This window comes from Agrobacterium sp. D14 (genome assembly GCF_001526505.1).
GTDB lineage: Bacteria > Pseudomonadota > Alphaproteobacteria > Rhizobiales > Rhizobiaceae > Agrobacterium > Agrobacterium leguminum.
In genome coordinates this window covers 1-12,988 of the sequence record NZ_ASXX01000010.1, presented here as the reverse complement: position 1 = coordinate 12,988, position 12,988 = coordinate 1, and the positions used below count along the sequence as shown (strand labels likewise).

The following is a 12,988-nucleotide window of genomic DNA, read 5'->3' as shown; positions in this document are numbered from 1 at the left end:
CGTCTGCAGGTTACATCCGGCTTATGACGGTTTCAGTTTTACCGCAGGATTCCGGGGGTGTTCTCACGATGCAAGACCGTCGCTTTTCGATGGATCGGAGCGGACGCGGTCGATATCGTCGATGGTGCGGATGACGGTCATGCGCGCCGTGATGGTGGTCAAAAGCGCGATGATAATCATCGTCATGGCAATGCCGAAATAGCCGCCGAGACCGACCGAAAACGAACCGAAAAGCGCGCTCGCCTGATCGCTCTGCGGCGTGGCGACCGTGCTCGATTGCCAGAAACCGGCGACAAGGAAAACCGCCGCGGCCAGTGCACTGCCCGCCGCCGCCCCCTTGAGGCTGATCTTCAGGAAGTGTTTCTGGAATTCGCGCGCCACAAAACTGCTTTCCGCGCCGACGAAATGCAGAACCTCGACGATATGCCGGTTGCCGGAAAGCGCGCCGCGCGTCGCGAACACCACCGTCAGCACCATGGCGGTGAAAACGAGGATAAGAACGCCGACGCCGATCATGACAGTGGTTCTCGCCATGGAGACCAGCCTGTCGACCCAGGTGCGGTGGTCGTCCAGAAATGCCTGCGGAATCTCGGCCTTCAGCATATCCCGCATCGCCTGGAAATCGGGCGGATTGTTTTCGTCGATGGTGATGACGACGAGACGCGGCACCGGCAATTCGGAAAGATCGAGACCGCTGCCGAGCCAAGGCTCCAGCAGGCGCGATGTCGCCGCATCGTCGAGGATGGTGCCATCCCGCGTGCCGACGAAGGTGAGCGCCAGATTGCGCGCCTTGTTGAGCGCCGCATCCATGTCCAGCCCGTCCTCGGGCTTGATCTGGATGGTGATCTCACGGGAAATCTGGCTCTGCCAGGTGGCGGCGGTGGCGCGCACCATGGAGACGGCGCCCAGCGTCAGGCAGGCGAGAAAGGCCATGATGGCGATGACCACCATCAGCGCATTGCCCTGAATATTGGAGGGCGGCAGAATCGGCGCCATCGGGCGGATGCGCATGGGCGGGCGCTTCGGCTGCGCCGCTTCCGGCTTCAATTGTTTGCGGTGGATCTCATTCATAGATGTCGAGCCGCCCTTCGGTCAGGATCATCCGGCGCGCATCGATCTGGTCCATCAGGCCGAAATCATGGGTGGCGATGACGACGGCCGTGCCCAGCCGGTTGAGTTCCAGGAAAAGGTTGAGAAGGCGCTTGGCCATCGGCGGATCGACGTTGCCGGTCGGCTCGTCGGCCAGCAGGATTTCGGGCTGGTCCATCAAGGCGCGGGCAATGGCGGCGCGCTGCTTTTCCCCGCCGGAAAGAATGGCCGGCAGCACATTGATGCGCTCGCCGAGCCCCACCCACTTCAGAAGCTCGATCACATCGTTGCGATAGGCGCTCTCTTCCTTGCCGCGTACGCGCAGCGGCAGGGCGACATTCTCATAGGTCGTCAGGTGATCGAGCAGCCGGAAATCCTGAAACACGATGCCGACGCGGCGGCGCAGCATCGGCAACTCGCTGCGCGGAATGCGCGATACATCGCGGTTGAACATGCGGATATTGCCGCGCGTCGGCTGCAGCGACATCAAAAGCAGGCGGAGCAGCGTCGTCTTGCCGGCGCCCGACGGGCCGGTCAGAAACTGGAACGAACCCTTGGGGATATCGAAGGTCATGTCCCTCAGGATCTCGGGTCCCATGCCGTAACGCAACCCGACATTTTCGAAATGGATCAACGGACTTCCAGTCTCTTCGTTTCGTGGTGGTTCGCAAGCCGCTGGCGCATGGGGTTCGGATGTCGGGGTTTAACCCGGATCCGGCAGCCTGTGCGAGCCGTTTTTGCGAAGCATTAACCAATTAAATTTAAAACTTGGCAGGATTCGTTGCAATGCCCAGTTTTGCGGGCCGGAAAACCTCACCCAAGGAATTCTATGGCTATATTCCGTTCATCTCGCCGGCAAGCGGCATTCGATTTCGACCTCCTGATGCCGGAAACGCCGGTGCGCCGAACGGCGCGGGCGGCAAATCCCGACCGCGATGTGGTAGACGCGGAATTTGTCACCATCAAGGAAAACCGTTCGCGGCAACCCGGAAACGACAATCGCGGTGCAGCGCGTCGGCAGGCGGCAAAACCACCCGTCACCATCGGTGTGCTCGGCCTCGCCTTCGTCGGCTGGCTGGACCGCAGATTGTCCCGTCTTTCGGCTGATGCCTATTCGGCGCTGGTGGCGGGGCTCGCGATTTTCGTCTTCGTCTGCTCGGGCGGTCTCTCGGTGGTCGTGCCGGAAAAGCCGGCTGTTGCCGCTTCGGTGAACCCGCTCGCCATTTCCCATGTCACCGTGACCCCGATGGAGGCGGACGGCATGGATACTTTGCTCATCAATGGCATCGTCGAAAATAATGGCGGCAATCTCGAAGAGGTGCCGGCTCTCCGCGCCGATCTCTTCGCCGCCAAGGGGCAACTGGTGGCCAGCATGGTCATCGAACCGCCGGTGAACGAGATGCAGCCCGGTTTCAGCCACGGTTTTTCGGCAAAGTTGCGCCATCCCGGTGGAAAAACGCCCGAGATCAAGCTTTCCTTCGTCGAGGCGGGTGCGTCCGAACGCTGACTGTGCTAACGCGTGGTCTTCGTATTTTTACTGAAAGGTAAAATCGGCAAGGCGCAGCACAGGAGTAAGAATGCCCGTCGTCCGTGGAAAAAACATCGAGCCGCTTTATACCGCCGAGCAGATCGCCGAGCGCAATCGCGACATGGCCAAACACATCGCCAGCGGCCCGACCAAGGATCTACTGGTCATTGCCGTGCTCAAGGGATCGTTCATTTTCGCGGCCGATCTTATCCGCGCGCTGCATGACAGCGGCCTTGCCCCTGAAGTCGAGTTCATCACGCTGTCGAGCTATGGCGCCGGCACGGTTTCGCAAGGCGTCAGGATCGTCAAGGATATCGACAGCGACGTGAAGGACCGCGATGTCCTCTTGATCGACGATATTCTCGAATCCGGCCGCACGCTGCGTTTCGCCAAGGAACTGCTCTACGAGCGTGGCGCCCGCAACGTCACCATCGCCGTTCTGCTCGACAAGAAGGTGAAGCGCAAGGAAGATCTGGAGGCCGATTATGTCGGTTTCGAATGTCCGGATTATTTCGTTGTGGGTTACGGCATGGATGTCGCTTATGCCTTCCGCGAACTGCCCTTTGTCGGCGTTGTGACCGGCGACGCCTGAGCGATTTTTCCGTGCCGGAACGGCACAGCGCGGAGACGCCTCATTAACCATTCACCCAGCCAAAGCCTGGGTGTTTACCTCTTGAAAAGAGGAGCCTGCGATGTTGCTCACGGCTGGAAATGATGCCCAGGAGCAATGAGTAATGGCGAAGATTCTGATTACCGAAGACGAGGATGCATTGCGGGCTTTCGTCGCTCGCGCGCTGCGTCTCGACGGTCACGAGACCCATGAGGCGGCGGATGGCGAGCAGGGGCTGGAAAAGCTTCAGGAAACCAGTTTCGATCTTCTTCTCTCGGATATCCGCATGCCGGTCATGGATGGCATTGAGCTGGCGCACCGCGCCGCCGAACGCTTCCCGGCCATGCGCATCCTGCTGATGACGGGTTATGCCGAGCAGCGCGAACGGGCTGACGATCTGGCGGAGAAGATCGTGGACGTCGTCTCGAAGCCCTTTGCGCTTCCGGATATCCGCAAGGCTGTGGCGCGGGCGCTTGCAGCCTGAGTGGCGAAATTACAGAAATTGAAAGGGCGGCCGTTGGGCCGCCTTTTTTGTTGGCCAGACATCACCGCGGTCGTTGTTGCGCTATTCCCACCTTCCGTCATTCCGGCCTTGAGCCGGAATCCAGCCAGCCCAAGTCCTTGGGCTGAAAGAACTCTTTCCGCCGCGCAGACGCGCGTCAGCTGGATGCCGGATCAAGTCCGGCATGACGGAAAAGTTTAGGCGCTGAGGATGTAACGAGGCGCGCCATTACCTGTGCGAACCCTCACTGTATATCCAGCAACCGCTCCAGATACCGCCGCTCGATTTCACCGGGCGGATTGTTGCCGAGCTTTTCGCGGATCGCCTCGAGGATTTCGCGGGCGCGCTGTACGTCGATTTCATCGGGCACCTTCACCTGATCGCCGAAATCCGGGCCGGTGGTGCTGCGCGGACGGCCGAGCGGGTCGCGGCCGTTCTGGCCGCCCTGTCCGGCCATGCCTTCCTGGCCCTGTCCCGGCTGCTGGCCCTGCTGGCGCATGGCCTGCATGATCTGGCCCATCATGTCCTGTGCGCCCTGGCGCAGCGCATTCAGCGCATTGCCCTGACCTTCGACAGCCTGCTCGCCCTGGCCCTTGCCCAGCGCCTCACCGGCTCCTTCCATTTCCTGTTGCGCCTTGCCGAAGTTTTCGCCCGGTTCCATGCCGAGATCGCGCAGCCCCTGCTGCAACTCGCCGAGCTGCTTGCCGAGCGCATCCTGCTGCGCCCGCAGGTTTTTCAGCGCCTCGCGCAATTGTTCGGCGGTCATCTGATCGCTTGGCTGTCCGCCCTGCTGGCCATTTTCGCCCTGTTGACCCTGCTGTCCCTCTTGGGGCTGCTGGCCGTTTTCACCCATCTGCTGCTCGTCGTCGCCTTGCTGCGGGTCGCCGCGCTGCATGCGGTCGCGCAGCGCCTGATCCAGCTTGAAGGTCTCGTCCATCAGCTTCTGCTGCTGTTGCAGGATTTCGCCCAGCTTGTCGATCTGCTGGCGCATCTTGCTGCTCTGCTGCTGTCCCTGCTGGCCCTGACGCTGCGGCCTGCCTGCCTGCAGGTTGTTCATCATGCGCTGCAGCTGCGAGAGCATTTCCTGCGCCGCGTCGCGATTGCCGGAGCGGGCGAGGTTCTCGATCTGGTTCATCATGTTTTCCAGATCGCGCTGGCGCAATACGTTCTGCGCTTGGCTGTTCATGTTGGCCTGCGGCGCATTCTGCATGCGTTGCGCAAGCTCGCTCATGAATTGCTGCATGGCTTCCCGCAATTCCTGCATCAGCTTGGCGATTTCCTCGTCGGAGGCATTGCGCTGAAGCGCTTCGGAAAGCGCATTTTGCGCATCGCGCAGGCGTCTTTCGGCTTGCGAAAGATCGCCGTCCTCGATGCCGAGCGCGATTTCCCAAAGATAATCGGCCGTATCCTTCAGCATCTCCTCATTATAGGCGAGCCGCATGCGGGTCTGCGCCGATTGCAGCAGGAGATAATGCGTCGTGTTGGGAATGGTCTCTTCCGGGCGCAGGCCCACCGCCTCGTTATAGGCAATCGCCTTCGGCATCTGGCGCGTATCGAGCGAAAATATCTGCCGCTGCTCGGCAATGGAGGCGGCCAGCGGTTCGGAGAAATTGCGGCCCGGCAGCACCATTTCATGCGCGGGGCTGCGGCCGGTCTGGCCGGCGCCATCCGTCGCCACCAGCGTGATGCGCACGCGTTTTCCCGCCATCGGATGTTCGGTCAGGTTACGGCTGGTCAGGCCCTTGATCTCGCGATTGTTCTGCCGCGGCAGATCGAGCTTGAATTCCGGCGGCGGGTAAAGCGCGGTCGCACCTTCCGCGACACCAATCGGCTCGATGATGGCATGGGCTTCTTTAAGCCCATAATCGTCCTTGGCGGTAAAGCCCACTTCCAGCGCGCCATTGACGGCGCGTCGCGGCATATTGTCGAAGGCGATGCTGGGCGGCTGGTCGGGGATGACGTTGAACACCCATTGTTCGCCATTCGCGGTAATCATGCCGCTTTCGATAACATCCATGGCGAAGGTGCGCGGCGCGACGGGCTGATCCGCCGAACGAACCGGCGTTTGAAGGGCGATATCGCCGCTTGCGCTATCGGCACGCACCGTTTCCGGCGAAAGCTTTTGCAGCGCGCCTGCCATTTCCGGTTCGAAAGTCACTTCCTCGCCGCCATCGCCGCCGGTCATGCGGATCGTCAGCTTGGAGGATTGCGGCACGGAAACCGCGTCACGGTTGGTTGCATCGCGTCCGGTCAGGAAAATCGGCGCGCGGCCGGTATAGGATGGCGGCGTGACCCAGGCGTCGAGACGGATATCCGGATTGAGCGGACCGACGGCCGGCCGGCTACGGAAAGCATCGGCAATCGTGCCCGCGCCATTGGAATAGGAAAAACCGAAGGCGGCGGCCAGAAGAAGGGCGGGAACGGCGCGCAGCGCCAGACGGTCATAACGGGCGATATCGGGTTTCGGCAGGCCGGCATTCAGCGCGGCGATGCGCTCCGCCATGCGGATCTGGTGTTCTTTCCACAGCGTTCGGGAAAAAGGCGTATCGAAGGCCGGTTCGTCCTCCTGCACGCCAACCGGCTGGTGCGCGAGACCGTTGCGATCTTCAAGCAGACGGGACGCATCGTGGTCCGTCGGCCATTTCTGCCGCACGATTGGCAGGAGAGTGGCGATGAAGGAGAAGACGAGCACGAAAACAACGCCGAGCCGCAGGAAATCCGGCATGTGCCGGTAGAGGCCGAACCAGGCAAGCGCCAGAAACACGGCGGCGATGGAGAGAGGCCACAACGTTTTCGGCGCAATTTTTTCCGAAAGCAGCACGATTTTCGCGAAGAAGCGCTTGGCGGCAACCCGGCGGGCAAGGTCCGGCCGCTGCGCGAATGCGCCGGTCGGGCGCTTTCTGCCTGTCCTGTCCTCTCCGGCTGTGGTCATCAATCCGTTCTCCCGGTTCTGGCCACGTCGAACGCCATTCCCGGAACGGCGCGCTGTTTATATCACGGGAGCAAGGATAACATTCTTTGTGGCGAAGACGAGGGCACCCAAGCCCTCACCCCCATTTTTTAGGCAGCTTCGCTTGATTGTGATCGACCAACCGGTGATGCGGGCGAGATCAATCGAGCCAGGCGGGTACGGAATCGAGCGCGATCAACTCTTCATAGGTGCCACGCGGGCGGATAACGTGAAACTTGTCATCCTTTACCAGCACTTCCGGCACCAGCAGGCGCGAGTTGTAGGTGCCGGCCTGCACCGCGCCATAAGCACCTGCGGAACTGACGGCGATCAGGTCGCCCGGCTGCGGGGCGGCCATCTCGCGGTCCAGCGCCAGATAGTCGCCGGTCTCGCAAACGGGGCCGACGATATCGGCCTTGATGCGCGGCGTGTTCTCGGCCGGCTGCACCACCGGGCGAATGCCGTGATAGGCCTCATAAAGCGTCGGTCGGATGAGGTCGTTCATCGCGCCGTCGACGATCACGAAGGTCTTTTCGCCGCCGTCCTTCACATAGATTACTTCCGTCACCAGAATGCCGGCATTGCCGACGATCAGGCGGCCCGGCTCGGTGACGATCTTGCAGTTGAGGCTCTTCAGCTCGTTCTTGACGATATGGGCATAGGCATCCGGCAGCGGCGGCGGATTATTGTCCTCGCGATAGGGGATGCCGAGACCGCCGCCAATATCGACGTGGCTGATCGTGTGGCCGTCGGTGCGCAGCGCCTCGACAAGCTCGCGCAGCAGCCGGAAGGCATCCTCGAAAGGCTGCAATTCGGTGATCTGGCTGCCGATATGCATGTCGATGCCGGTGACTTCGATGCCGGGCAGGGTGGCGGCATGGGCATAGACCGCGCGGGCGCGCTCATAGGAAATGCCGAACTTGTTCTCTTTCTTGCCGGTGGAAATCTTGGCGTGGGTGCGCGCATCCACATCCGGATTGATGCGGAAGGAGACATGCGCCCGCTTGCCCACTTTCACGGCGCGCAGGTTGAGGACTTCCAGTTCCGGCTCGGATTCGATGTTGAAACAGTAGATGCCGGCTTCCAGCGCATAATCCATTTCCGCAACCGTCTTGCCGACGCCGGAAAACATGATGCGGCTTGCCGGAACGCCGGCTGCGAGTGCGCGGCGCAATTCGCCGCCCGAGACGACGTCGATGCCCGCGCCGAGCTTTGCCAGCGTCTTCAGCACCGCCTGGTTGGAATTGGCCTTCATGGCGTAACAGACCATGGCGTCCACATCCGCAAAGGCACCGGAAAACACCTTGTAGTGGCGCTCCAGCGTCGCAGTCGAATAGATGTAGAATGGCGTGCCGACCGTCTTGGCGATCTCGGGCACGGGCACGTTTTCGGCGTGCAGCACGCCGTCGATATAGCCGAAATGGTTCACAGGCTTTTATCCGTCAGAGAAGCTTGTCGAGAATGAACGGCCGTTCCGCCGTCGCCGGCTTTGTCTCCGTTCCGTCGGCATTGCGCTTGTTGCGCATTTCGACCGGCGTGCTCGGCGGGTCGATGTCGCCCTTACGCCCGCAGGCGCTGAGAACAAGGCTGACGGCGAGCGTCATGCCGATGGGAACGATAAGTTTGCGCGCGGTTTTTGAAAGCATGGGCCTGTCCAAAGGAAATATGTGCCTCTCTGATAACGAAAAACAGGGCGCTTGTGCACCCTGTTTCTTGTGATCGCAGCGTAACGCGATTTTATCAGTTGCGTCCGCGCCACCAGGCGATCTGCTTCTTCACTTCGGAAGGGGCTGTGCCGCCGAAGCTCACGCGGCTGGCAACCGATGCCTCGACGGACAGAACGTCGAAAACACCCTTGGTGATGCCGGGGTGGATGGCCTGCAATTCCTCCAGCGAAAGATCGGCGAGATCGCAGCCCTTCTTTTCCGCCAGTGCCACGGCATTGCCGGTCACATGGTGGGCATCGCGGAAGGGCAGGCCCGCTTCGCGCACCAGCCAGTCGGCAAGATCGGTAGCGGTGGAATAGCCCGAACCGGCGGCGGCGCGCATGCGGTCCTTGCGCACTTCAAGGTCGCGGATCATGCCGGTCATGGCGGCAATCGCCAGTTCCAGGCTCTCGGCGGCATCGAAAACCTGTTCCTTGTCTTCCTGCATGTCCTTGGAATAGGCGAGCGGCAGGCCCTTCATGACCGTCAGAAGAGCGATCAGCGAGCCGTTGATGCGGCCGGTTTTGGCGCGCACCAGTTCGGCGGCATCAGGGTTCTTCTTCTGCGGCATGATCGAGGAGCCGGTGGAGAAGGCATCCGACAGGCGGATGAAGCCGAATTGCGGCGTCGACCAGATGACGATTTCTTCCGCGAGGCGCGACAGATGCGTAGCGCAGATGGAAGCGATAGACAGGAATTCCAGCGCGAAATCGCGGTCGGAGACGGTGTCGATGGAATTGCGGGTCGGCTCGCGGAAACCGAGCGCCTTGGCCGTCATGTGGCGGTCGATGGGATAGCCGGTGCCGGCAAGGGCGGCCGCGCCGATCGGGCTTTCGTCCATATGCTCGATGGCGTGGCGCACGCGGGCGCGGTCACGGCCGAACATTTCCACATAGGCCATGCAATGATGGCCGAAGGTCACCGGCTGCGCCGTCTGCAAATGAGTGAAGCCAGGCATCACGGTATCGGCATTTTCTTCGGCGCGGTCGAGGAAGGCGGCGATGAGGGTGGTCAGCATACCCTCGGTTTTCTGCAGTTCTTCCTTGACCCACAGGCGGAAATCGAGCGCCACCTGGTCGTTGCGCGAGCGGGCGGTGTGCAGGCGGCCGGCCGCCGTGCCGATCAGCGTTGCAAGCCGCGCCTCGATGTTCATGTGAATGTCTTCGAGCTTGCGTGAGAATTCGAAGCTGCCGGATTCGATCTCTGACAGGATCGTGTTCAGGCCATCGGTGATCTTGTCTTTATCTTCCGGCGAAATAATGCCTTTAGATGCCAGCATGGCGGCATGCGCCATAGAGCCGCGGATATCCTGAGCGTAAAGCTTCTTGTCGAAGCCGATGGAGGCATTTATCTCTTCCATGATGGCAGATGGCCCGGAAGCGAAACGCCCGCCCCACATCTGGTTGGAGGATTTCTGATCTGTGCCGTCAGCCATGTTCGCAGTGCCCTGGAGTATTCGATGACAGAAAAAAGGCCGTTCAGGCTTCCTTCCGCCAAGTTGGTTGCAATTGCTGCCGTTGCCGGTGTCTTAAGCGGCGCGGGCGCGGTCTGGTTCAGGCATATTGGGTCTGAGAGCCCGGTTCAAGGGGCAGCGGTGACTGACGCCGGTTTATGTGAGGGGGCGGCGAACCGCATCGCCTCGCTGAAGCCGTTTCTGAAGGGGCAGGTGGCGGCCATGTCGGCGGTGGACACGCCGCGCATCATTCCTCTCTCCTTCAAGGGGCCGCAGGCGCAGGACATGACGCTTGCCGATCTCAAGGGCAAGGCGGTTCTTCTCAACCTCTGGGCCACGTGGTGCGTGCCCTGCCGCGAAGAGATGCCGGCGCTGAACGCGCTTGAAAAGGAAAAGGGCGGTAATGCTTTCGAGGTCGTGGCCGTCAATATCGATACCGGCGCGGATGAAAAACCGAAAGCCTTCATGGATGAATACAAGATCGATGCCCTGAAGCACTACCGCGACAGTTCCATGGGCGTCTTCAACGTTCTGAAAAAGGAAGGTCTCGCCTTCGGCCTGCCGGCAACCCTGCTGCTGGATGAAAACGGCTGCCTGCTTGCGGCAATGAACGGCCCAGCGGCGTGGGACAGCGAGGATGCCAAGGCGCTGGTGACAGCCGCGACTGGAAAATGATGCCGGCGGCTGGATATTGAGGGCTGTAGGCCGCAACCGCCTTCAAAGCCAGCCTTTCCAGCGGACGGGCCGGTGCAGACAAGCCAGTGCCCGCCTCGTATAATGATCCTGGCTTCCGCCATGAATGGGTGCCGATATGGAGTTGCTTATTCCCCGGCTTGGTCTTGCCCTCGCCATCGGCCTGCTTGTCGGTCTTGAGCGCGGCTGGCGGGAGCGCGATGCGCCGGCGGGCAGCCGCACCGCCGGGATCAGGACCTATGGCATTGCCGGTCTGCTGGGTGGCGTCTTCGGCGTATTGGCCGCCGAGCAGAACAGCGCCTTCGCCTTCGCGGCGGGTTTTCTGGGGTTCGCATTCAGTTTTTCATGGTTCAAGCTGCGCGAGGCGCGCCATGACAATGATTTCAGTGTCACTGGCGTGGTTGCGGCGCTCTGCGTCTTTGCCCTTGGCGGGCTTGCGGTAACGGCGCAATATCAGGCGGCGGCGGCTAGTGGTGCTGCCCTTGCGGCATTGCTCGCTGGCAGGGAAGTTCTCCACCGCCTGCTGAAACGGCTGACATGGATCGAACTTCGCTCCGCGCTGGTGCTTGCCGTGATGACCGCCGTTGGCCTGTCGATCCTTCCAAACCGGACGATAGATCCGTGGGGCGGCTTCAACCCCTGGGAAATATGGTTGTTCACCGTGATCAGCGCCACGATTTCCTATTGCGGTTATATTGCCGTGCGCCTCCTCGGCTCAACCCGTGGCCTGCTGGTGACCGGGCTGGCGGGCGCCCTCGTTTCATCGACCGCCGTAACCGCCAGCTTCGGGCAGAAGGCGAAAAGCGGTGAAAACGTTTGGCCTCTGGCCGGTGTGGCGGCGCTGGCCGCGGCCGTATCGCTGCTCCGGGTCCTCGTTATCGTTCTTGCCCTGTCACTGACGACGTTTTCCCTTATCGCACCGGCAACGCTGGCCGCTGCACTGGTTCTCGGGTTGAGCGGCGCCGGCCTGATAAGGCTGCAGGATATGCAGCCCGGACAGGAAATCGACGCAAAGAACCCGTTCGAACTGGTGCCGCTTGCCATCTTCGCCACGCTCTTTGCCGCGACGAGAACGCTGAATGCCGTTCTTCTCGTCTGGATCGGCGCGGGCGGCTTCATCGCCCTCACGGCCTTATCGGCCATATTCGATGCCGATGTCGCCGTTCTCAGTGCGTTGCGAACCAGCGCACAGAATCTGTCGCCGGATATCGTGGCGAGCGCGATCCTCGCTGCACTCGCCGCCAACGCGGTAGGGCGCGTATTCGTCGCCGCCGTTTCCGGAACGCTCGTTTATTGCGGGTTGCTCACGGCTACATCCGTCGTCGCCGCCGGCGTCGGAGCGATCATTTACCTGCTCATTGCCTGAGGGTTCAGGTGAAGGGGATCAGCGCGTCGGAACCGGCGTCTCGCCGCGATAGTCGTAGAAGCCGCGGCCGGATTTGCGGCCGAGCCAGCCGGCCTCGACATATTTGACCAGCAGCGGGCAGGGGCGGTATTTGCTGTCGGAGAGGCCGTCATGCAGCACCTGCATGATCGACAAACAGGTGTCGAGACCGATGAAATCGGCAAGTTGCAGCGGTCCCATCGGGTGGTTCGCGCCGAGCCGCATGGCGGTGTCGATGGCTTCCACCGAGCCGACGCCTTCATAAAGCGTATAGATCGCCTCGTTGATCATCGGCAGCAGGATGCGGTTGACGATGAAGGCCGGGAAATCCTCGGCGACGGTGATCGCTTTTTCCAGCGTCCGCACATAGTCCTTGGCCGCGTCGAAGGTCTTTTCATTGGTGGCGATGCCGCGCACCAGTTCCACCAGCTTCATGACCGGCACTGGATTCATGAAGTGGATGCCCATGAACTGTTCGGGACGGTCGGTGGCGGAGGCGAGCCGGGTGATGGAGAGCGACGAGGTATTGGTGGCGAGCAGCGCCTCGGGCTTCAGGATCGGGCAGACCTGCGCATAAATCTTGCGCTTGATCTCCTCGTTTTCCGTCGCGGCCTCGATGACGAGATCCATGGCTGCCAGATCGTTGATGTCGGTCGAACCGCTGATGAGCGCCAGCGCCTGCTTGCGGGCGTCGTCGGAAAGCTTGCCGTTGGTGACCTGGCGGGCGAGATTGCCGTTGATCGTGGCAAGACCGGCCTCGATGCCTTCCTTGGAAAGATCGTAGATATGGACCTTGTAGCCGGCAATGGCGGAGACATGCGCGATGCCGCATCCCATTTGACCGGCTCCAATGACACCGATGTTCTTAAAGGGGGCGGTCATAGGCTGGTCTCCTCTCAGGGATTTTGTCTGCGTTATTGCCGGCGATGTTACGCATATCGCCGAAAAAGAGAAGGCGGCGCGTTTAAAAAACGCGCCGCCTCCAATTTATGCTTAAACTACAGCGCCTTCTCGAGTTCCGGCAGCGCCTCGAAGAGGTCCGCGACGAGGCCGTAGTCTGCCACCTGGAAGAT

General features: G+C 61.2%; 12 protein-coding genes. 5 read left to right on the top strand and 7 right to left on the bottom strand.

The features are described 5' to 3' along the window. Nucleotides 1-63: 63 nt before the first annotated feature. Nucleotides 64-1,071 (bottom strand): ABC transporter permease, encoded by a 1,008-nt coding sequence (locus L901_RS08410; RefSeq protein ID WP_059755506.1) that lies wholly within the window; start codon nucleotides 1,069-1,071, stop codon nucleotides 64-66. Then, entirely contained in the window at nucleotides 1,064-1,723 is a 660-nt protein-coding gene (gene ftsE / locus L901_RS08405; RefSeq protein WP_003497447.1) for a cell division ATP-binding protein FtsE, read from the bottom strand. Before ftsE ends, L901_RS08410 begins: the two co-directional genes overlap by 8 nt. A gap of 195 nt (nucleotides 1,724-1,918) precedes the next feature. On the opposite strand from ftsE, the gene L901_RS08400 reads away from it, so the two are divergent. The 3 genes from L901_RS08400 (at nucleotide 1,919) to L901_RS08390 (ending at nucleotide 3,711) form a co-directional block, all read left to right on the top strand. Next, entirely contained in the window at nucleotides 1,919-2,596 is a 678-nt protein-coding gene (locus L901_RS08400; protein ID WP_245289626.1) for a DUF3426 domain-containing protein, read from the top strand. 70 nt (nucleotides 2,597-2,666) lie between these two features. After that, the gene (gene hpt, locus L901_RS08395) at nucleotides 2,667-3,209 is read left to right on the top strand and encodes a hypoxanthine phosphoribosyltransferase (RefSeq protein ID WP_035222581.1); all 543 of its coding nucleotides are present in this window, start codon (nucleotides 2,667-2,669) and stop codon (nucleotides 3,207-3,209) included. A gap of 142 nt (nucleotides 3,210-3,351) precedes the next feature. Beyond that, nucleotides 3,352-3,711 carry a response regulator gene (locus L901_RS08390; protein WP_003497441.1) on the top strand — a complete coding sequence of 120 codons (360 nt, stop codon included), beginning with the start codon at nucleotides 3,352-3,354 and terminating at the stop codon, nucleotides 3,709-3,711. Nucleotides 3,712-3,973: 262 nt separating this feature from the next. On the opposite strand, the gene L901_RS08385 is transcribed toward L901_RS08390, so the two are convergent. The 4 genes from L901_RS08385 to argH all read right to left on the bottom strand — a co-directional run bounded on the left by L901_RS08385 (nucleotide 3,974) and on the right by argH (nucleotide 9,820). Then, a complete protein-coding gene (locus L901_RS08385; protein ID WP_059755504.1) occupies nucleotides 3,974-6,661 on the bottom strand; it encodes a TIGR02302 family protein in 2,688 nt (895 codons plus the stop codon). 178 nt (nucleotides 6,662-6,839) lie between these two features. Further along, nucleotides 6,840-8,108 (bottom strand): diaminopimelate decarboxylase, encoded by a 1,269-nt coding sequence (lysA, locus tag L901_RS08380; RefSeq protein WP_059755501.1) that lies wholly within the window; start codon nucleotides 8,106-8,108, stop codon nucleotides 6,840-6,842. Nucleotides 8,109-8,121: 13 nt separating this feature from the next. Beyond that, the gene (locus L901_RS08375; RefSeq protein WP_003497438.1) at nucleotides 8,122-8,325 is read right to left on the bottom strand and encodes a lipoprotein; all 204 of its coding nucleotides are present in this window, start codon (nucleotides 8,323-8,325) and stop codon (nucleotides 8,122-8,124) included. A 94-nt stretch (nucleotides 8,326-8,419) separates the two neighbouring features. Continuing rightward, the gene (argH, locus tag L901_RS08370; RefSeq protein WP_059755498.1) at nucleotides 8,420-9,820 is read right to left on the bottom strand and encodes an argininosuccinate lyase; all 1,401 of its coding nucleotides are present in this window, start codon (nucleotides 9,818-9,820) and stop codon (nucleotides 8,420-8,422) included. 24 nt (nucleotides 9,821-9,844) lie between these two features. On the opposite strand from argH, the gene L901_RS08365 reads away from it, so the two are divergent. Together L901_RS08365 and L901_RS08360 are read left to right on the top strand one after the other, a co-directional pair. Then, the gene (locus L901_RS08365; RefSeq protein WP_059755494.1) at nucleotides 9,845-10,513 is read left to right on the top strand and encodes a TlpA disulfide reductase family protein; all 669 of its coding nucleotides are present in this window, start codon (nucleotides 9,845-9,847) and stop codon (nucleotides 10,511-10,513) included. 136 nt (nucleotides 10,514-10,649) lie between these two features. Beyond that, nucleotides 10,650-11,897 (top strand): MgtC/SapB family protein, encoded by a 1,248-nt coding sequence (locus tag L901_RS08360; RefSeq protein WP_059755841.1) that lies wholly within the window; start codon nucleotides 10,650-10,652, stop codon nucleotides 11,895-11,897. A gap of 18 nt (nucleotides 11,898-11,915) precedes the next feature. Here the strand turns inward: L901_RS08360 and L901_RS08355 are convergent, their stop codons facing one another. Then, a complete protein-coding gene (locus L901_RS08355) occupies nucleotides 11,916-12,797 on the bottom strand; it encodes a 3-hydroxybutyryl-CoA dehydrogenase (RefSeq protein WP_003523331.1) in 882 nt (293 codons plus the stop codon). Nucleotides 12,798-12,988: the final 191 nt, after the last annotated feature.